Source organism: Streptomyces sp. SCUT-3 (assembly GCF_014083985.1).
Taxonomy (GTDB): domain Bacteria; phylum Actinomycetota; class Actinomycetes; order Streptomycetales; family Streptomycetaceae; genus Streptomyces_H; species Streptomyces_H thermolineatus.
In genome coordinates, this window is record NZ_CP046907.1 from 4455406 (window position 1) to 4474803 (window position 19398).

At 73.9% G+C, this 19398-nt stretch carries 16 protein-coding genes and 2 pseudogenes; 8 read left to right on the forward strand and 10 right to left on the reverse strand.

The window, feature by feature from the left end; all coding sequences use genetic code 11:
- Nucleotides 1–24: 24 nt before the first annotated feature.
- Nucleotides 25–801, forward strand: a complete 777-nt coding sequence (locus GQS52_RS19695) for a class I SAM-dependent methyltransferase (protein ID WP_182314676.1) — start codon at nucleotides 25–27, stop codon at nucleotides 799–801.
- Between the two features lie 117 nt (nucleotides 802–918).
- Here the strand turns inward: GQS52_RS19695 and GQS52_RS19700 are convergent, their stop codons facing one another.
- The gene (locus GQS52_RS19700) at nucleotides 919–1869 is read right to left on the reverse strand and encodes a DUF1963 domain-containing protein (protein ID WP_109186237.1); all 951 of its coding nucleotides are present in this window, start codon (nucleotides 1867–1869) and stop codon (nucleotides 919–921) included.
- Nucleotides 1870–2132: 263 nt separating this feature from the next.
- On the opposite strand from GQS52_RS19700, the pseudogene GQS52_RS19705 reads away from it, so the two are divergent.
- Nucleotides 2133–3112: pseudogene (locus GQS52_RS19705) on the forward strand (IS5 family transposase).
- A 166-nt stretch (nucleotides 3113–3278) separates the two neighbouring features.
- Here the strand turns inward: GQS52_RS19705 and GQS52_RS19710 are convergent.
- Nucleotides 3279–4313: a 2-oxoglutarate and iron-dependent oxygenase domain-containing protein gene (locus GQS52_RS19710; protein WP_182314677.1), complete on the reverse strand. Its 1035-nt coding sequence runs from the start codon at nucleotides 4311–4313 to the stop codon at nucleotides 3279–3281.
- A 387-nt stretch (nucleotides 4314–4700) separates the two neighbouring features.
- Between GQS52_RS19710 and GQS52_RS19715 the strand changes: the two genes are divergently transcribed.
- The 3 genes from GQS52_RS19715 (at nucleotide 4701) to GQS52_RS19725 (ending at nucleotide 7673) form a co-directional block, all read left to right on the forward strand.
- Nucleotides 4701–5159: an Rrf2 family transcriptional regulator gene (locus tag GQS52_RS19715; protein WP_182314678.1), complete on the forward strand. Its 459-nt coding sequence runs from the start codon at nucleotides 4701–4703 to the stop codon at nucleotides 5157–5159.
- Nucleotides 5160–5321: 162 nt separating this feature from the next.
- On the forward strand, nucleotides 5322–6266 hold the full coding sequence (locus tag GQS52_RS19720) for a sulfite exporter TauE/SafE family protein (protein WP_182314679.1): 945 nt from the start codon (nucleotides 5322–5324) through the stop codon (nucleotides 6264–6266).
- Between the two features lie 24 nt (nucleotides 6267–6290).
- Nucleotides 6291–7673: an acyl-CoA dehydrogenase gene (locus GQS52_RS19725; RefSeq protein ID WP_182314680.1), complete on the forward strand. Its 1383-nt coding sequence runs from the start codon at nucleotides 6291–6293 to the stop codon at nucleotides 7671–7673.
- 89 nt (nucleotides 7674–7762) lie between these two features.
- Here GQS52_RS19725 and GQS52_RS19730 read toward each other — a convergent pair whose 3' ends face one another.
- The gene (locus tag GQS52_RS19730; RefSeq protein WP_182314681.1) at nucleotides 7763–7963 is read right to left on the reverse strand and encodes a hypothetical protein; all 201 of its coding nucleotides are present in this window, start codon (nucleotides 7961–7963) and stop codon (nucleotides 7763–7765) included.
- Between the two features lie 141 nt (nucleotides 7964–8104).
- Between GQS52_RS19730 and GQS52_RS19735 the strand changes: the two genes are divergently transcribed.
- Together GQS52_RS19735 and GQS52_RS19740 are read left to right on the forward strand one after the other, a co-directional pair.
- Nucleotides 8105–10753 (forward strand): SpoIIE family protein phosphatase, encoded by a 2649-nt coding sequence (locus GQS52_RS19735; RefSeq protein WP_182314682.1) that lies wholly within the window; start codon nucleotides 8105–8107, stop codon nucleotides 10751–10753.
- 309 nt (nucleotides 10754–11062) lie between these two features.
- Nucleotides 11063–11248: a hypothetical protein gene (locus GQS52_RS19740; protein WP_182314683.1), complete on the forward strand. Its 186-nt coding sequence runs from the start codon at nucleotides 11063–11065 to the stop codon at nucleotides 11246–11248.
- A gap of 24 nt (nucleotides 11249–11272) precedes the next feature.
- On the opposite strand, the gene GQS52_RS19745 is transcribed toward GQS52_RS19740, so the two are convergent.
- The 3 genes from GQS52_RS19745 to GQS52_RS19755 form a co-directional block, all read right to left on the reverse strand.
- Nucleotides 11273–11926 (reverse strand): flavin reductase family protein, encoded by a 654-nt coding sequence (locus tag GQS52_RS19745; RefSeq protein ID WP_182314684.1) that lies wholly within the window; start codon nucleotides 11924–11926, stop codon nucleotides 11273–11275.
- 194 nt (nucleotides 11927–12120) lie between these two features.
- A complete protein-coding gene (locus GQS52_RS19750; RefSeq protein WP_220472780.1) occupies nucleotides 12121–13059 on the reverse strand; it encodes a dihydrodipicolinate synthase family protein in 939 nt (312 codons plus the stop codon).
- A complete protein-coding gene (locus GQS52_RS19755; protein ID WP_182314685.1) occupies nucleotides 13059–13856 on the reverse strand; it encodes an aldolase in 798 nt (265 codons plus the stop codon). Before GQS52_RS19755 ends, GQS52_RS19750 begins: the two co-directional genes overlap by 1 nt.
- A gap of 217 nt (nucleotides 13857–14073) precedes the next feature.
- On the opposite strand from GQS52_RS19755, the pseudogene GQS52_RS27940 reads away from it, so the two are divergent.
- Nucleotides 14074–14532: pseudogene (locus tag GQS52_RS27940) on the forward strand (XRE family transcriptional regulator); the annotation flags it as partial.
- Here GQS52_RS27940 and GQS52_RS19760 read toward each other — a convergent pair.
- The 4 genes from GQS52_RS19760 to GQS52_RS19775 all read right to left on the reverse strand — a co-directional run bounded on the left by GQS52_RS19760 (nucleotide 14526) and on the right by GQS52_RS19775 (nucleotide 19334).
- Nucleotides 14526–15485, reverse strand: coding sequence for a lysophospholipid acyltransferase family protein (locus tag GQS52_RS19760; protein ID WP_182314686.1), 960 nt, complete (start codon nucleotides 15483–15485; stop codon nucleotides 14526–14528). The pseudogene GQS52_RS27940 and the gene GQS52_RS19760 sit on opposite strands and share 7 nt — an antisense overlap.
- Nucleotides 15482–16363, reverse strand: coding sequence for a GNAT family N-acyltransferase (locus GQS52_RS19765; protein ID WP_182314687.1), 882 nt, complete (start codon nucleotides 16361–16363; stop codon nucleotides 15482–15484). Before GQS52_RS19765 ends, GQS52_RS19760 begins: the two co-directional genes overlap by 4 nt.
- A 287-nt stretch (nucleotides 16364–16650) precedes the next feature.
- Entirely contained in the window at nucleotides 16651–17256 is a 606-nt protein-coding gene (locus GQS52_RS19770; RefSeq protein ID WP_182314688.1) for a VTT domain-containing protein, read from the reverse strand.
- Between the two features lie 290 nt (nucleotides 17257–17546).
- Nucleotides 17547–19334, reverse strand: a complete 1788-nt coding sequence (locus GQS52_RS19775; protein WP_182314689.1) for an alkaline phosphatase D family protein — start codon at nucleotides 19332–19334, stop codon at nucleotides 17547–17549.
- Nucleotides 19335–19398 lie beyond the last annotated feature (64 nt).

A 19398-nucleotide genomic window follows, 5' to 3' on the forward strand; every position in this document is an offset into this window, starting at 1 on the left:
ACTTAAGCGCCACTGAAGGAACGCATGAACACCGGCTTCGACAACACCGCCTGGCATTACGGACCGCTGGCAACCTTGTTCTACGAACTCGACAAGCCTGTTGGCACCTCCTTCGGAGACGTCGAGTTCTACGCCGACCGTCTGCGGCACGTGACCGGCCCCGTCCTGGAGCCAGCCGTGGGCACCGGCAGAATCCTGATCCCCCTGCTCGAACAGGGACTGACCGTGCGCGGCTACGACACCTCGGCCTCCATGCTGGAGCAGTGCCGCGCCAACTGTGCCCGGCGAGGCCTGAAGGCCGACGTGTTCGAGGGCGACATGATCACGCACCACGACCCCGGAGCCTTCGAAGCGATCGTGATCCCCACCGGCTCCTTCGCCCTGCTTGCCGACCGTGACAGTGCGCAGACCGCGCTCACGGCCATGCACGACAACCTGGCGCCGGCGGGCCGGCTGATCGTCGACATCGAACCACCCTCTACAGGCACAGCCCCCGATACCGGACCCGTCCCCCACCAGTGGAACGGCAGCGATCTCCTCACCCTCACCACCTGGCGCACACAAGTGGACCCGGTAGCCCAGCGCGTCACTCGCTGGATGCGCTACGAAGCCTGGAAGGACGGCACCCTGACACGCACCGAGCTCCAGATCTTCTCCCTGCTGTGGTTCGGACTGTCCGAGTTCACCGCCATGCTGCACCAGGCGGGCTTCACCAACGTCGTCGTCCATGGCGGGTACCGGGCAGGCAGCGCACCAACCGTGGCAGACGACATCTGGACCTTCGAGGCCACCCGCGCATAGCGCACTGCCCCACCATTCAGCCCTGGGTAAACGTTGCCTGACACGGCACTAGGGGGTGTGTGATGTCGTGATCACGCGGTGGTCACGAGGCCTCCGGGACAGGCCGAACCGCAGAAATCAGCCCAACCAGTAGTGCTCGACCTTGTCGAACCGTCTGGCTTGAAGGTTGTCGCGGCTGATCAACCAGCTGATGTCGCCGTCCATCCAGTCGTACTGGAGCGACTCCATGTTGAAGGTCGCGAGGTGCAACAGCGGTTGTCCGGGCAGCTCCCGCCATGCCCGGTCGTAGACCTCGTCGAACCGGTCCGGGGCGTCCCTGAGTTCGCGGACCGCCTCCTCCCGCAGGCGCTGGAACGCCTCTGTGCTCTTGTCCCAGCTGTGGTGGATGTTCCCCTGCACTCCCCGCAGCTTGTCGGTGCTGTTGTCCATGGCCGGTCTGACGCCGACCTTGGCGGCGTACTCCTCGACGGCGGCCTCCAGCCGGGCGTGCCACTCGGCTTCCTCCCCTTCCGGCTCGCCCCAGATGCCCCCGTGGTCCTCGCCGATGAGCCAGGCGTGGGCGTCCCATGCGTCGTTGTGGGAGGCGACCATGGTCCAGCGGTCCAGCATCATGTGGGAGGACCCGAACTGCAGGTCCAGTTCGCTCGGGACGGGGGCCGGGCGCACGGTCGTCTTGGTCCCGGGCGGTATGTAGAGCGCCTTGCCGCCGCCGGCGTCCGACCAGGTGAACAGCAGGAGGTGCCCCTCCCGGGGCAGCCCGTCGTCGAACAGCGTGCGGGGCACCGCGGCGAGGTCGAAGGATGCGACGAAGATGTCGCCCACCTTCCACTCCATGTCCAGGGGCAGCGCCGGCGCCCCTCCGATGTGACCGATCACCCGGTCGCCGGGCCGGACGCTCTCCGGCGTCTTCTGCTTGAAGTACACGGCCGGCTCCATGCTCCACAGCAGGCGGGTGATGGCGTCGTCGGACACCCCGTGCCGCCGGGCGAAGGCCCGGAAGGCACTGCTGCGGGACGTCTGCCCCACGGGATCGCCGGAGGGGCCGACTGTGCTGTCCCAGTTGCTCACGAGTTCGCTTTCTGACGAGGGATCGGTGACCGGCACCGTGCGGGCGGAGCCCGATGCTGATCAACACGGTAGAGCACCCCTCCGACAACGCCCTCGTCGCCAACTGCCGGTGCCCCTAAGGCTGTCCACACGCCGCGTCACCCTCGGACCATCGTCGGCCTGAGGGTGGCGCGGCGCCGGCGACTCCTGGGGCCTGTGTGTTGTCGTGATTAGTTGCCGGGTTCTGAGCTCTTCGCGAGGTGGAAGCCGGTAGGACTGTGGTCGTGACGCGTAGGCAACTCACCGATGCTCAGTGGAAGTTCATCGAGCCGTATCTGCCGATCGGTAAGTACGGCCCGTATCCGGAGCGTTTGCGGGAACAGTTCGAGGGGGTGATCTGGCGGTTCCGCTCCAGCGGTCAGTGGCGGGAGATGCCTGCCGAGTTCGGCCCATGGGCCACCGTCTACGGACGTTTCCGCATCTGGCGAGACGCCGGTGTGTTCACCGCCCTGCTGGAAGGCCTGATCGCTCAGGCAGCCCGCGCGGAGCAAACAGATTTATCGCTGGTCAGCGTGGACTCCACTACGGTCCGTGCCCACCATGACGCCGCGGGGCTCCGCGTCAGCAAGCACCTCATGTCGGCCCTGGAGGAGGCTGCGCACAAGCAGGAGACAGCCCGGCAAAAAGGGGTGGTACGGAGGAACAGAACGGACAGGACGAGCGCCGGCGTATCCGGCGCCGACACAAGCTCCGTCTGAAGCAAGCCCTGCTCGGCCGGTCCCGGGGCGGCCTCACCAGCAAGATTCATCTCGCGGCGGACCGCAGATGCCGTCCGCTCGCCTTCGTCTTGACCGCCGGGCAGGCCGCGGACAGTCCGCAGTTCATCCCCGTGCTCGAGAAAGTGCGAGTCCGTCTGCCGGTCGGCCGTCCCCGCACCAAACCTGGCGCAGTCGCCGGTGACAAGGCCTACTCATCGCGCGGAAACCGCCGCTACCTGCGAAAACGCAACATCAAAGCAGTCATCCCGGAGAAGAAGGACCAGGCCGCAAATCGCAAGAAAAAGGGCTCACGCGGCGGCCGGTCCATCAGCCACGACGCCGACCTCTACAAGGAACGGAACACTGTCGAACGCCTGATCAACAAGCTGAAAGCCTGGCGGGGCGTCGCCACCCGCTACGACAAGTCACCCGAAAGCTACCTTGCCGGCCTCCACCTCCGAGCCTCCATAATCTGGATCGACGACTCGCTCAAGTACACCGTGTGATCACGACATCACACAGCCCCTAGTTCCGGGGCCCGCCTCCGTGCGGGCCGACGACAGGCGTGCGACGCCCCCGGCCGCCGGGAAACCCCCGGCGGCCGGGGGCGTCCCGTCCGCAGTGCCTGCCGTGTCCGCCGGGGTCCGGACCCCGGCGGACACGGCAGGCACGTCAACGCGGGCCGTGGCCGGGGCCGGTGACGAGGCCGGCGTGGTGGCGCCGGGCCACCTCGGGGTGTGCCCGGAGCCAGCCCTTGAGCTCGTTGCGGCCGTACTCGGCGAACAGGGGGTTGGCCGGGTCGCGGGTGGCACCGGGGGCCCGGTGGGCGTGCGGGAAGGGCACCGGGTCGATGCGCGCGTCCAGGCGCGGGTTGTAGAAGAAGGGCACCGAGAACCGCTCGCGGCTGCCGGGCGGGCTCACCACGCGGTGGTTCGTGGCCCTGAGGTAGCCGTCGGTGGCGACCTCCAGCAGTTCGCCGAGGTTCACCACGAACGCCCCGGGCAGCGGCGGCACGTCGACGAACGTGCCGTCCGGCGCCTGCACTTGGAGGCCGCCCACGTCGTCCTGGAGGAGCAGGGTGAGGAAGCCGTAGTCCTTGTGGGCGCCGACGCCCTGGTCGGCCCCGTCGGGGGCGCGGCCGGGGTAGCGGACCAGCTTCAGGTGCAGGTGCGGTCGTCCGGCGAAGGCGTCGGCGTAGAAGTCGGGGGGCGCCCCGACGGAGGCCAGCAGTTCGCGCAGCAGCCGGTCGGCCACCTCGCTCAGCCTGTCGATCCATCCCAGGGCGGCGGTGCGCAGTTCGGGCAGGGCGTCGGGCCACTGGTTCGGGCCCTCCAGCCACCAGAACGGCGGCTCGTCCGGTCCGGGGGCGCGCGGCGGGCGTTCGGCGCCGATGTCGAGCTGGTCGCGCCAGTCGCGGCTGCCCGCGGTGAGCTCGTCGCCGGTCCGGGTGTAGCCGCGGAAGTGGGGCGAGTTGAGGTTGGAGACGGCGAGCCGGTCCTTCTCGGGGAGGGCGAAGAACCTGTGGACGGCGGTCATCAGCGCCCGGGTCTCGTCGGGGCCGACGCCGTGGCCGACGAGGTGGAAGAAGCCGGTCCGGTGGGCTGCGTCGTGCAGGGCGAGGTGGAGACGAGCGCGCTCGTCCTTCCCCCCGTCCGCCGCGGAGAGGTCGATCACCGGCAGGTCGTGCGCAGGGGTGTTCTCAGGCATGGAGACATCCAAGGAACCGTGAGGGCGGTGGCGTCCGGCGGTGGACGGACGCTTCGGGGACGGCGGGGTGCGCCGATGTGCGGAGCCGGCTGCGGTGAAGGGGTGCCCGGACGGGGCACCGCGGCAGTCACGGCTGCGACGAGGGCGTCAGGCGCAGGGGCGACAGGAGGCACTGGCCACGCGGAGCAGGTCCACGTGGCGGCGGCTGACGAGCACGGTCATGACTCGAGCATAGGCGACGGAATCCGTCCCCGGGAGCCCGGAGGACCACTCGCCCTCCGCCTTCACCTCCGCCTCCGCCTTCCCCGAGGAGGGCTGCGGGCCGGCGCGGCGGGGCGGCCCGCGGGCGGTGGCCGGTGGGTGGAGGCGGTGCGGGATAATGCGGTCATGCGGATTTCGGCCAGGGCGGACTATGCGGTGCGGGCGGCGCTGCAGCTCGCCGCCGCCCGGGACGAGGGGCCGCTCAAGGCCGAGGCCATCGCCGACGCCCAGGAGATCCCGCACAAGTTCCTCGAGGGCATCCTGAACGACATGCGCCGGGGCGGGCTCGTGGTCAGCCAACGCGGCGTCAACGGCGGCTACCGTCTGGCCCGTCCGGCGGATTCCGTCAGCATCGCGGACGTGATCCGCGTCGTGGAGGGGCCGTTGGTGTCGGTGCGCGGGGTCCGGCCGCCGGACTTGTCCTACACGGGCCCCGCCGGGTCGCTGCTGCCCCTGTGGGTCGCACTGCGGGCAAACGTCCGTCAGATCCTGGAGGGCGTCTCCCTCGCCGACGTGGCGTCGGGCGAGCTTCCCCGGGGCGTGTCCGCCCTGACCGAGGACCCCGCCGCCTGGGCCAACCCCTAGCCGGTCCCTCTCCTGTCCCACCTGTCCTGCCTTTCCCACCTGCGGTTTCTCATTTTCTGAGATATCGTCGTCCATTTGATGAACACCCTTTGCCGGGGCGGGGGTTCGCCGTCAAAATCCCTATCACTCCAGTGGGAATACTAGGGATTCTGCGAGGTGGCCGTGAGAACACTGATCCTGTTGGCCCTGGCCGGGCTGGGAGCCCAACTGGTCGACGGCAGCCTGGGCATGGCCTACGGCGTCACGTCCACGACCTTGCTGCTGGCCGTCGGCACCAACCCCGCGGCGGCCTCCGCCACCGTGCACCTGGCGGAGATCGGCACCACACTCGCCTCGGGCGCGGCGCACTGGCGCTTCGGCAACGTCGACTGGCCCGTCGTCGCGAAGATCGGCATACCCGGCGCCGTCGGCGCCTTCGCGGGAGCGACCTTCCTGTCCGGCCTCTCCACCGACCTCGCCAAGCCGGTGATGGCCTTGGTCCTGCTGGGACTCGGCCTCTACGTGCTGCTGCGGTTCACCTTCCTCGGGCTCCCCGAGGGCAACCTCGGCAAGCCGCTGCGCAAGAGGTTCCTGGGCCCGCTCGGCCTCGTCGCCGGGTTCCTCGACGCCACCGGTGGCGGCGGCTGGGGACCGGTCGGCACCCCGGCCGTCCTGGCCGGCGGCCGCCTGGAACCGCGCAAGGTCGTCGGCTCGATCGACACCGGCGAGTTCCTGGTCGCCGTCGCCGCGAGCCTCGGCTTCCTCGTCGGCCTCGGCTCCGAGGGGGTCGACGCGGCCTGGGCGGCGGCCCTGCTGATCGGCGGCCTGATCGCCGCGCCCCTCGCCGCGTGGCTGGTGCGCCACGTGCCCCCGCGCATCCTCGGCTCGGCGGTGGGCGGCCTGATCGTCCTCACCAACATCCGCACCCTGGTGCGCAGCGACTGGATCGGCGCGGGCGACGCCGCCCAGTGGACGGTGTACGGGATCGTCTACGTCCTGTGGGCAGCCGCCCTGGCCCACTCGTTCAGGGCGCACCGCCGCCTGTCCTCGGCGGCGGGGTCCGGAGCGGCGGAGCCCGCGGCCGACACCGCGGACACCCGCCCCTCCGGAACCGCCACCACGGTCTGAACCCGCAGGGAGGTGAACGGCGCCGTGTCACGTGAACCGGAGGCGCTTCCCGCGCCCCCCGGGGGCGAGCACCCTGCCGTACAGCAGGTCTGGGGCCGCGTCGTCCGCGAGCTCGCGGACGACCTCGCCATCGACGCGGCCGCCCGGGACCGGAAGGGCGGCCTCCCGTTCGACGAGGTCTCACGGCTGCGCGAAGCAGGGTTGCCGGCGCTGCTGAACCCGCACGGCCCGATGCGGCGGGGAGCCGACTGGCGCACCGCCTGTGCGGCCGTCCGGGAGATCGCGGCGGCCGACGGGTCCGTCGGTGAACTCCTCGGGCGCCACTACGCCCTGTCGTGGAGCGGACGGTTCTTCAGCACGCCGGAGAGAGCCGCCGCGCTCGAACTCCGCGCCGTCCGGGAACAGTGGCTGTGGGCCGGCAGCACCGCCGCCCCGGACACCGGGGCGGAGCCCGACCTCTCCCTCGAACCGTCCGGCGGCGGGCACCTCCTCAACGGGAGCAGGGAGATCGCCGCGGGCGTGGCAGTCTCCGACCGGCTGGTCCTCGACGCGGTGTGCACCGCCACGGGGGACTCGCTGGTCGTGCTGGTGGACCCGGCCCACCCCGGAGTGTCGCTCGAAACGGCGCACGGACGCCTCGGCCAGCGCCTCGCGGCAGCGGGACGGGTCGGTTTCGACGGTGTCCCGGTGGACGCGGAGCACCTGCTCGGCACGGGGCTGCGCGACGAGCACGCCGTCCCGCCCTTCACCGCGCTCGCCCCGCTCGCCCTCCGGCTCGTCCTGGCCCACGTCGCCCTGGGGATCGCAGAGGGGGCGTTGGCCGATGCGCGGGACGTCCGCAGGACTGCTCCGTCCGCCCAGCTGCCCGCCCCGCCGTCCGCCCCGCCCCACGGGAACGGGTGCACAGAGTGCTGCTGCGCCGGAACGGAGCAGGGCCTCCTCGTGGCGTACGGAGAGATGGTGACCGCCGCCCGCGCCGCCGACGCGCTCCTCGAACGCGCAGGAGGAGCCCTGGAGAGAGGAGTCCTCGCCGGAGGGGAGCTCGGCGCCGACGAGCGCGCGGACATCGCGGTCCTCGTCGCCACCGCGGAATCCGTCGCCGAGAGGGCGGCGCTGCACATCACCGCAGGCGTCCTCACGCCGGCCGGCGGCCCCGGGCTCGACAGGTTTTGGCGCAACGCCCACACCCTGACGGCGCAACGCCCCGCCGCCGGCGGACTCCGCGACGTCGGCGACCACTACCTGAACGGGACCCACCCTCCTGCCACGGGCCGGCCCGGTCCGTACGGACTCCCCGACGCGTACCGGGTCCGGTGGCACGGGAACGCCGGACGCCCCGCCGGACGCCCCGGCGCCGGCCCCGCCGGGCAGCCGCTGTGTCCCGCGGACGGCTCTGGACCCCCGTGACGACGACGGCGGAACCGGGACCCGTTCCGCCGTTCCCGGCCTCGGACACGTCGGCCGCCCGGCCCGCACCGGCGCGGCCGGGGGCGGGGTCAGGCGGCGCGGACCAGTTGGGAGCGGACGGCGGTCAGCCACTGCCGGCGCAGTTCGGCCAGCTCGGCGAGCTCGGCCGACGTCCACGGCCGGTCGCCGTGCAGGCGCACCAGCTCGCGCAGCGCCCGGTTCGCCGTCTCCACGACCCCCGCCGTTCCCGCGGTCTCCGCGGCCGTCCCCGTGGTCCTCGTGGTCTCCACTGCCTTCCTCGACTTCACGTCCCCCATCACCCGGGTGAGTCTACGAGGGGGGTCCGACAACGTCGTCCGATTTGTTGGGCCGCGCCAGTGGGACCACTCTGGACTGGACAGCTGTCACTCCGCAGGTGTGGGACGGACGACATGGGCGCCGGATCGTGCGACGAGGCGCAGGAGCCGCAGGCCCCTGCGTACACCGCCACGGCCACGGCGGACGCGCGGTGGGTCCTGACCGGGTGGAGCGAGGGGGCCCGGCGCATGCTCGGCTACTCCTGCGCCGAGGCGGTAGGGCGTCCCGCGGCCGAGTTGCTGGCCGGGGACGGCCCGGGCGCCGGTACTGCGGCGGCGGCCCCCGCTCCCGCCTCCGGCGGAACCCCCGCACCCCCGCCTCCGCCCCTGCCCGTTCCGGCCGGGCCGGGGAGGGACCCCGCCGAGGCGCTGCCGTGGAGCGGGCCGGTGGCCCTGCGCCACAGGGACGGCCACCGCCTGGAGCTCGACCTGTGCGCGTACCCGCTGCTCGACGGGGGCGGCTGCTCGCAGGGCTGGCTCCTGACGGCCGAGTCGCAGGGGCTGCGGCAGAGGAAGCAGGACCGGGAGATCCTCGAGCGGACCTTCGACCAGTCCCCGTTCAGCATGTGGATCTACGACGCCGATCTGCGGTTCTGGCGGGTGAACGAGGCCGCGGCCCGGCTGATGGAGGCCGGCGAGGACGAGGTGCGCGGGCGGCCCTTCGAGACCGCGGTCCCCGACCCCTCCTACGTGGGTTTCCGGGAGCGGATGCGCCAGGTGGTGCGCACGGGGGAACCCGCCCGGCACATCAGCTTCCTCAAGGAGGGGAGCGGGCAGGAGCGGGCCTGGGCCTCCAGCATCTGGGCCGCCAGGGACGAGTCCGACCGGGTGTGCGCCGTGACGGCCTGGGGGCTCGACATGAGCGAGGAGTACTGGGCGCGCCGGCGACTCGTCCTGCTGAACGAGGCCAGCAGGTCCATCGGCCTGACCCTGGACATGGTGCGCACCACCGAGGAACTGGCCGAGGTGGTGGTTCCGCGCTTCGCCGACCACGTGCGGGTGGAACTGCTGGAGTCCCTGTTCGGCAACGGCGAGCTGCGGGACGGACCGGCTGCGGACCCCGTCCGCCTGCGCCGCACCGCACAGCGTTCCGCGGGCGGGGACGGGCCCGCGGACGGGCGCGCGGGTGCGGACGGGAGGCCGGGACCGGACGGGGCCCGGGGCCCGGCGCGGCCCGGACCGGAAGGCGCCGGTCCCGCCGCCCCCGCCGCCCCCGCCGCGCCCGGCACCCCCGGCGGGCTTGCGGTGGTCGAGTGCCTGGCGACCGGCAGGCCGTCCGTGCGGTTGGCCGCCGAGCCGGAACAGCCTGCCTCCTTCGGGCTCGGCCCCGTGCTCGGGCCCGGGCACGGCCCGGCGCGCTGGCCGGCCGGCAACCCGGTCGTGGACCCCGGCGTCCGCGCCGAGGGCTTCCACTCGGTGATGACCGTCCCGCTGATCGCCCGCGGCACCGTGCTGGGCGTTGCCGTCCTCGCCCGGGGCGCGCACCTGCGGCCCTTCAGCGCCGACGACCTCATGCTCGCCGAGGAGCTCGCCGCACGTACCGCGGTCTGCATCGACAACGCCCGCCGCTTCGCCCGCGAGCGGGCCGCCGCGATCACCCTGCAGCGCAGCCTCCTCCCGCAACGCCTGCCGGGGCAGACGGCGGTCGAAGTGGCCTCCCGCTACCTGCCGGCCGGTGCCCGGGCCGGCATCGGCGGCGACTGGTTCGACGTGATCCCGCTCTCCGGGGCCCGGGTGGCCCTGGTCGTCGGCGATGTCGTCGGACACGGCCTGCACGCCTCGGCGAGCATGGGACGGCTGCGCACCGCGGTGCGCACCCTCGCCGAGGTGGACCTGCCGCCCGACGAGCTGCTCACCCATCTGGACGATCTGGTCCTCCACCTCAACGAGGAGGCGGAGGGTCTGGGCGCGGAGGCCGACCCGTTCGGGGGCGTCCCCGTCACCGACATGGGCGCCACCTGCCTGTACGCGGTCTACGACCCCGTCTCCCGCCGCTGCCGGGCGGCCAGCGCCGGCCACCCGGCGCCCGCCGTCGTCGCGCCGGACGGGACCGTGGAGTTCCTGCCGGTGTCCCCCGGGCCCCCGCTCGGGGTGGGCGGCCTGCCCTTCGAGGCGGTCGAGGTGGAGCTCGACGAGGGCAGCCTGATCGCCCTCTACACGGACGGCCTGCTGGAGGCGCGCGGCAGGGACGTGGACGAGGGGCTGGAGCGGCTGCGCCGCGCCCTGGCGGCCGCGCACACGGCCGACCCGGAGACCACGGGCAACGCCGTGGTGGAGGACATGGTGCCCGGCGCGGCCCCGGACGACGTGGCCCTGCTGCTCGCCCGCACCCGGGCCCTGGCCCCGCACCAGATCGCCACCTGGCAGGTGGAGGACGATCCCGCGTCCGTTCCCCGGGCCCGCAAGCTGGCCGCCGAGCAGCTGGCGGCATGGGGCCTGGACGACCTCACGTTCGTCGTCGAGCTGGTGGTCAGCGAACTGGTCACCAACGCCGTCCGCTACGGCAGGCCCCCTGTCCGGCTGCGGCTGATCCGCGACCGCACCCTCATCTGCGAGGTGTCCGACAGCAGCGCCACCGCCCCCCACCTGCGGCGGGCCCGCGCCTTCGACGAGGGGGGCCGCGGACTCCTGCTGGTCGCCCGGCTCATGCAGGGGTGGGGCGCGCGCCAGGACGCCGGGGGCAAGACGATCTGGGCCGAACACCCCCTGCCCCCGCGTCCTTGAGGGGGCGCCGCTCCCGGGCTCCCCGCAGCCCCGGACCACGGCACCGGGCCCGCGGTCGGCGGCATATGACGGAGTGATGTTCGCAACTCCGCCGCATCGTGAAGGAGGCGTGTGCGACCCCGGGTGCCCGGGGCGTTCCCGGCTCCCCGTGCGGCACGGAGGGGGCAAACCGCTGGTCAGAGGGGTGAATCGGGGCACCCGGTGCGGAGGTGGGGGTGTGCGGGGAGGCGGCGCGGGGGAACGGTGCGTGTTCTCCTGGTTACGTGATTCACTGCACGGGCGGAGGTTTTGTCCGAGGTTGCTCGTAAGATGTCTGCCATGCAGGGGGATTCGCAAGAGAATGTTGCGGCCGCCAACGAGGCGGTCAGGGAGTTCGTGGCGCGCCGCGCCGGACGCTCCTGGTCCCGCGAGGACCTGGAGGAGCTGGACCGGCTGCGCCGCACGTACACGCAGGCCGTCCGGGCGGCGCAGGGCATGGAGCCGCAGCCGGTCTGAGGCACTTCGCCCCGGGGCCCGCCGTCATTCGCGCCGCCCGGTCCGGACAGGACGGGCGGAACGGACGGGAGGGGCCGACCCGTCGTCCCCGCGCCGACCCGCCCGTGCGGCCGTCCCGGGACCCTCCTCGGACGGGGACGGGGACGGGGACGGGGACGGGGAAGAGGGCAGGCGCTTCGCGGTCGCGTACGCGCCGTCGTGGCGCAGCAGTGCCGGTGCTTCCCTTCGGACGCCGCCGCCGTCGACCGCACCGACGACCAGCACGTGGTCCCCGGCGCGATGCCGCGCGACGATGCGGGCGCTGAGCCAGGCGGGCGCGGCGGTGAGGACCGGCAGGCCGTCGGGCCCGTACGCGCCGGCCGTGCCGGCGAACCGGTCGACGCCGCTGCGCGCGAAGCGGTCCGCGAGCTCGGCGTCGTCGGGCCCCAGCAGGTGGACGGCGAAGCGGTCGGCCCGCTGCACCGCCCCTGCGACCGAGGCGGCCGACGCCACGCAGAAGGAGACCAGGGGAGGCTCCAGCGAGACGGAGGTGAAGGACGTGGCGGTGAAGCCGGCCGGTCCGGCCACGGTGATGATCGTGACGCCGGCGGCGTGGCGCCGCAGGGTCCGGCGCAGAATCGTTTCGCCGATGGCGTTCGCAGTCTCCTGCGCCCGGGGCGGCGTGATGTTCCGGGACATGGTTCTTCCTCGGCTCCGGGGTCCGGCGGGCCGGTGTGTTCCTCCGGCGCGCGCCGTCGGGTGAGGGAGACCCCGGGGGTCGGCGCTCCCGCACGGCCGCGCTGTCCGACGGCCGTGCGGGGCGGTTCGGATCGCTGGTGCCGTCCGCCCGTGCCTCCCGCCCGGCGGACGCGGGCGGGAGGCACGGGCCGGCCTCAGGAGGCGGGCCCTGCCGTTCCGGCGGCCGCGTTATCCGGCAGCGGGCGGGAGGCGAGCCGCTCCAGCAGTTCCCGGAGCTGCTCCGCCTCCTCGGCCGGCAGCGGCAGCAGCGGCGCCCGGGGAAGGCCGACGCCCCTGCCCTGGATCTCCAGGCCCGCCTTGACGGCCCGCGGCAGTCCGTGGCCGACGATGAACCTCAGGAACGGCAGGAGCTCCTCCAGGACCGCGTCGGCCCTGTCCTCCTCGCCCCGCAGCGCCGCGGCGTGGAGTTCGAGGCACCACCGGGGCACCAGGCAGGGCGCTGCGGTGCACCAGCCGACGGCGCCGGCGCGGAACGCCTCCAGGGCCACGGGGTTGTTCCCGTTGTAGACCGACAGCTCGCCGTCGGACATCTCGAGGATGTCGCGGAAGCGGGAGACGTCGCCCGAGCTCTCCTTGACCATGGTGAGGCCGGGGATCCTGCGCGCGAGCGCCACCACCGTCTCCGGCCGCAGGTCGACGCCGGTCGTGCCCGGGTTGTTGTAGAGCATCACCGGGAGGTCGGCCGCCGCCGCGACCGCGGCGAAGTGCTGCTCGAGCTCCGCCGTGGTGAGCTTCCAGTACATCTGCGGAAGCACCATGATCGCGGTGGCTCCGCCGCGGGCGGCGACGCGGGCGCGGCGGACGGTCTCCTCCGTGCTCCAGTGCGAGACGCCGACCAGGGTGGGGACCCGTCCCGCCACGGCCTGCAGGGTGGTCCGGCAGACCGCGTCCCACTCGCCCTCCCGCAGGTAGGCGCTCTCACCGGTGCTGCCCAGCGGGGCGACGGCGTGGCTCCCGGCGGCGACCAGCTCGTCGGTGAGCCGGTGCAGCGCGGGCAGGTCGACCTCGCCCGTGGCCGGGGAGAAGGGGGTGACGGGGTACGAGACGATGCCCTTCAGGGGCGGTGTCGCCATCAGATCTCCACCTTGTTCGTGAGGCAGTCGGGGTGGTTGCGCAGTGCCCTGCGCGCGTAGTAGGCGAAGTTCGCCCGGTTCCGCCGGTCGGTGGAGGTCCAGTCGTGGGCCTCGCGGGCGAGGGCCGGGGGCAGCGGCCGGACGGTTCCCGCCGACATGGCGAGCAGCTGGAGGCGTGCGGCGCGCTCGATGAGGACCGCCAGGCTGCACGCCTCCTCGACGGTGCGGCCGGTGACGAGGTGGCCGTGGTGCGCGAGGAGGATGGCGCGCTTGTCGCCGAGGGCCGCGGAGATGATCTCGCCCTCCTCGTTGCCCACCGGCACGCCGGGCCAGTCCTTGAGGAAGGCGCAGTCGTCGTACAGGGGCGTGGTGTCCATCTGGGAGACCACGAGGGGGACTTCCAGCATCGACAGCGCCGCGGTGTGCAGCGAGTGGGTGTGGATGATGCAGTTGACGTCCTCGCGGGCCCGGTAGATCCAGGTGTGGAACCGGTTCGCGGGGTTGGGCATGCCCTCGCCCTCGAGGACCTGCAGGTCCTCGTCCACGAGGAGCAGGTTGTCCTCGGTGATCTCGTCGAAGCCGAGGCCGAGGCGCTGGGTGTAGTAGGTGCCGGGTTCCTGTCCGCGGGCGCTGATCTGGCCGGCGAGTCCCGAGTCGTGCCCGCCGTCGAAGGCGATGCGGCAGGTCAGGGCCAGTTTCTGCCGGACGGTCAGCTTCGGGTCGGTGAAGTGTTCGCGCATCTGCTGCTCGGCGCGGCCGACGAGCACGTCCTTCGTGTCCCGGAGTGTTTTTGCCATGTCTGCTCCAGTCCCGGGGCGCCGGCCTTGCGGAGGGCCCCGTCGTCGGGTGCCGCTCGGAGCGACACCTTGAGGAAACGTTGTTCACTATAGGACACAAAGTTTCCTGACGTGAAGGCGGCACCGGGCCGGGACCGCGTGAAGGAGCGCGGCGGGACATACTGGGGTGCCGCCCGGCCGCTTCCCGGCCCGCGGGGCGGCGTGAGGGGAAGTGACAGTGATCAATCGGGTACGGCAGCTGCGCAAGGAGCGGCTGATGACGCTGGAGGTGCTTGCCGAGCGTTCCGGCGTCACGAAGAGCTACCTGTCCAAGGTCGAACGGGGGCAGAGCGTCCCGTCCATCGCGGTCAGCGCCTCACTCGCGCGGGCCCTGGACGTCCCGCTGGACAACCTGTTCGCCGATGCCGAAGAGCTCGCCGACGTCACGGTCACCCGGGCCGGAGAACGGCAGATGCTCACGGCCGACCAGGAGCCCGGGTCCCGCTACGAGGGCATGGCGCTCCGGGCCGGCACCAAACGGATGACGCCGTTCATGCTGTACCCGCCGCACGACGCCGACTCGGTGCCCTTCCGGGACCACCCGGGCGAAGAGTTCCTCTTCGTCCACCGGGGCCGGGCCGAACTGCTCCTTCCCTCCCGCTCCATCGCCCTCGAACCGGGCGACTCCGCCTACTTCAGGGCCACGGTGCCCCACAAGGTCCGGTCCGTCGGCACGGAACGCGCCGCACTCCTGCTCCTGGTGTGCGACGACCGCACCGGGGCGGAGGCCTCCCACCCGCACCTGCCCTGACCCGCGGAGCCCTGAGCTGTCGTGCCGGCCTCCGTGCCGTCCGTCGCGCCGTCCACCGCGGCCCGGGCGGCGCGGGCCAGGTCGCGCCGGTCCCGGTGGGCCCCGGCCGGTATCGGGGGCAGGACCGTCACCTCGGCGACCAGGCCGCGGGCCCCGGCCACCCGCCGCACCGAGGCGAGCAGCGTGTCCTCGCCGACGAACGAGGCCACCGTGGTCGGCGTGCCGTCCGCCAGCCGGTAGCCGACCGCCACCGGCTGCACGGGAACGCCAGCGTCCAGGGCCGCCTGGAAGACGGCCCGGCGGAACGGCCCGCCCGGCCGCCCGCACCAGGTGGTCCCCTCGGGGAACGCCACCACGGTGGAGCCGCCGCGCAGCGCGGCGGTGATCCCGGCGACGGTGCCCGGCAGCCCGCGCAGCCGGTGCCGGTCGACGAACAGGGTCCCGCCGGCCGCGGCCAGGCGGCCGAGCACCGGCCAGCGGCGCACCTCCGCCTTGGCCAGCATCCGGCCCGGCCGAACGGCGGCGGCCAGCAGCACGTCCAGCCACGAGACGTGGTTGGCCACCAGGAGCATCCCGCCGGCCGGGGCCGTCGCCGGGACGCCGGAGATGCGCGTGCGCACCCCGAACGCGCCGGTGATCGCCCGCGCCCACCACCGCACCGCCCGGTGCCGGTGCGGTGCCGGCAGCCGCATTACCGGCGCGGTCAGGACCAGCCCGGCCAGTACGACCCCGGCGGCCGCCGCGTACCGGGACCAGCGCCGGACGCGGCCGACGGACGGCGCGGTGCCGGCCAGGCAGTCCTGCGGGGTGCACGGGGCCACCGGGGACCACGGGTTCACCGGGCGGATCCGAGCGACATGAAGTGCCGCAGGTAGCGGGGGTCGGTGCGCTCCAGGGAGAGCAGCACGTACAGGTCGGCCACCCCGAAGCCGGGGTCGTGCGCGGGGGCCCCGCACACCTGGGCGCCCAGGCGCAGGTATCCGCGCAGCAGGGCGGGCATCGCCGTCCGGGCCGCGGGCTCCGGCCCGGCGGCCCCGGCGGCGTCCCACGGGCGGTGCGGGGTGACGCGGTACTCGGCGGGGGAGAGGTGCCGGGCGCGGACGGACTGCCAGACCCCGGCGGCCGTCGCCCCGCCGTCGGCCAGGGGCACCGAGCAGCACCCCGCGACCCAGGTGTGCCCGCGCTCCAGGAGGTAGCGCAGGATGCCGGCCCACATCAGGCCCACGACTGCGCCGTCCCGGTGGCCGGGGTGGACGCAGGAGCGTCCGGCCTCCACCAGGGCGGGACGCAGCCCGGCGAGGCGCGACAGGTCGAACTCGGTCTCGGAGTACAGGCCGCCCGCCGCGGTGGCCCCGGCGGGGGAGAGCAGGCGGTAGGTGCCGACGATCTCGCCGGTCGCCTCCTCCCGGACGAGGAGGTGGTCGCAGTGGGCGTCGAAGGGGTCGACGTCCAGACCGGGGACGGGGGTGGAGAGGGAGGCTCCCATCTCGCCCGCGAACACCTCGTGGCGCAGGCGCTGCGCGGCGCGCACGTCGTCCTCGTCGGCGGCGAGCAGGACCGAGTAGCGGGCGGGCGCGGTCCCGGCCGGGGCGGCGGGCACGGAGCGGGCGGGCGCGGACCGGACGGGCCCGGGCCCGGGCGCCGCGGGCGCGGGCACGGGGGGAGCGGGGACGAAGGGCGCGGTGGCGGTGGCGGCGGTGGCCGGTGCTGCGGTCATGGGCGTGTCTCCGGAGCGTGGGGAGAACGGTGGGCGGATGGCGCTCCCCCATGTCTCGCCCCGCCCGCTGACCGTGACATGACGGATTCGGGACCCGTGGGTGTGCAGGGGCTGAAGGACGTCCCCGGGCGCCGGTGCGGGTCCCGCGGTTCACGCTGCGGACACCCCGCGGTGGCCCCGGGCGGTCCGGACCGCCCCCCCCGGGGACCGGCCGCGCGGCCCCCGGGACCGGCTGCCCTCCGGGCCGGTCACCACTCCCGGGGTCCGGTCGCCCGCCCCCGGTCGGGTCAGCCCTGCTGCCGGGCGGGGGTGCTGCCGCGCAGGGCGCGGGCGGCGAGGGCTCCGGTGCCGAAGAAGGCGAGGACCGACAGCAGCGGGGTCAGCCAGGGTACGTCGATCCAGGTGCTGCCCAGGTAGCCGAGACCGACGCTGTAGCCGGCCCAGGCGATGCCGGCCAGCCCGGACCAGCACAGGAACTCGCGGCTCCCGCGTTCGACGGATCCCGCGCCCAGACTGAGCACGGAGCGTCCCGCGGGGGCGAAGCGGGCCAGGAGGAAGAGGGTCGCGCCGCCACGGGACAGGACTTTGCCGAAACGTTCCTGCGCCCTGGTCAGACGCTTCGAGCGAGCCAGCAGCCGCTCCAGGTGCTCGCTGCGGCGCCGGGCCAGGCGGAAGGCGGCGTAGTCGCCCAGGCAGGAGGCGGCGGCGGTGCAGAGCAGCAGCAGGAGGATCCGCACGGGTCCGTCGGCCGTCCCGGCGCCGACGGCGGTCACCGCCGTCACGACGAGGACGCCGCTGGGCAGCACCGGCAGGAAGACGTCCAGGACGACCGAGAGGGCGACGAGGGCGTACATCCACTGCGACTCCAGCAGTGACCCCAGGGGTTCGAGCACCTTTTCTCCATGTCCGACGTGCGGTGCCCGACCGTCCGGGCCCGCCCTGCTGCTGCCGCGACGTCGCAGCGGACGCCCGGCGGCGTCCGGAGCGGCGGCAGGGGCGGCCCTCCCGGGCACGCCCCGTGGCGGCACGCCCAGCACAGGGTACGTCGGGCGTCCGGCCAAAGCGTCGGCAGGGTCCGTAACGGGACAGTCCGGACGCCGGGGGCGAAGCACGGCGGCCGGAGAGGTGACGGAGAGGAATGCGGCGCCGGGAATGCGACGACGGGGAGGCGGGCTGCCGGGCGTCACCCGGTCCGGGGCGTGCCGGCGGCACCGCCGGGCCCGGCGGCGCCGCCGACGCCCGGGGTCAGTGCCCTGTCCAGCACTGTGACCAGCCGCGGGCCTCCCGGTGCGGGGCGGGCCTGTTGCAGGCGCAGCCTGGCCGCCCGCCCGGTGAGGGTGAGGGTCATCAGCTGGTTGCCGAAGAACGGCCCCGCGCTCCTGCGCCAGGCCACCGACGGGGCGGCCCCGTGCCCGTGCCGGCGGAGGGCCCGGCCCGCCCAGCGGGCCGGGCGGCTCCAGCCGAGCCGGAACCCCAGGCGGATCGCGGCCGGGACGCTGTTGTGCACGGGGGAGCAGGTCAGCTGGAACACCGCGCTGCCGGGCCGTTCGCCCTTCCGCCACCGGGCGTCGGCGACGTAGGCGTGGTGCACGTCGCCGGAGAGGACGCAGACCGACGCGGGCGCCTCCGGTCCGCGGCCGGCCCGGGCCACGACGCCGGCCAGGGCCTCGAAGGACTCCGGGAAGGCCGCCCAGTGCTCCAGGTCCCCGGCCCGGCGGATCCTCTCCGACAGCCGGGCCCAGCGGGGGCCGCGCCGGCCCGCGCACAGGGCGGCGTTCCACGTCTCGGCGTCGTGGACGGCGTGCGGGAGCAGCCAGGGCAGGGAGGTGCCGATCAGCAGGTGGTCGAAGGACCCGTCGGGGGTGCACTGCTCCCGCAGCCACTCCATGCCGTCCTCGCCGAGGATCCGCCGGCCGTCCTCCTCGAGGATCCGGCCGGCCCGGGAGTCCACCATCACCAGCCGCACCCGGCCGAAGTCCCGGCGGTAGCTCCAGCGCATCGCGCCGGGGTCGGCCTCGGCCCGGGCCGCGAACTCGCGCAGCAGGGGGTACGCGTCGCCGTCGCCCGCGCCCGCGGCGCGGACCTCGGCGTACAGCTTGTCGGTCTCCAGCTCGGCGGGGGAGAGGTTGCCCAGGTGCTGGTGGACCCAGTAGGAGGCGAAGCCGCCGAGGATCCGCTCCCGCCACCAGGGCGTGCCGCGCATCCCGGCCAGCCAGGCCTCGGAGGTGTTCCAGTCGTCGATGACGTCGTGGTCGTCGAAGATCATGCAGCTGGGGACGGTGGAGAGCAGCCTGCGGATCCCGGGGTCGAGCCAGCTCTCGTGGTAGAGGTGCGTGTACTCCTCGTAGTCCGCCACCTGGTCGGCGGGCGCCTCGCCGGGGCTTCCGGTGCGGCGGCCGGCCAGGTAGCGGCGGGTGCCGGGGGAGACCTCGTCGGCGTAGACCTGGTCGCCCAGCAGGAGCAGTACGTCCGGCCACTCGCGCCGGGGGCTGCGGGCGAGGTGCGCGGCGAGAGTGTCCAGGGCGTCGGGACCGACGGAGGGGCTGTCCGCGGCGCCCGGGGTCGTCCAGCGGCAGGAGCCGAACGCCACGCGGACGGTGGCGTCGCCCCGGACGGCGCCGGAGTCGTCGGGCAGGGTGCGGACGGTGCTCGGCGGGTGGCCGGCGTCCGCCGGGGGCCACACGGGGGCGCCGTCCAGCAGCACCCGGTAGGGAAGGACGCTGCCCGGGGGCAGGCCGGGCACCACCACGAGGGCGTAGTGGTGCCCGGCCACCCGCCAGGTGCGGCAGGAGGCGGAGGCCGCGTTCCCGCTGCCGCTGCTGCCGCCGCTGCTGTCATCGCCGGTGCCGCCGCCGTCGAGGGGCGCGCCGCACACCACCTCGACCTCGCAGGGCCGGTCGGTCTCCACCCACACGGTCGCGGTGGTGGTGCCGACGTGGCGCAGCAGCGGTCCCAGCCTCAGTCCGGCCACTCCGGTCACCTCTTCCGCCGCGGGTTCCGACGTCCTACAGGATGGCCGGAGTTCCCGCCGCGTG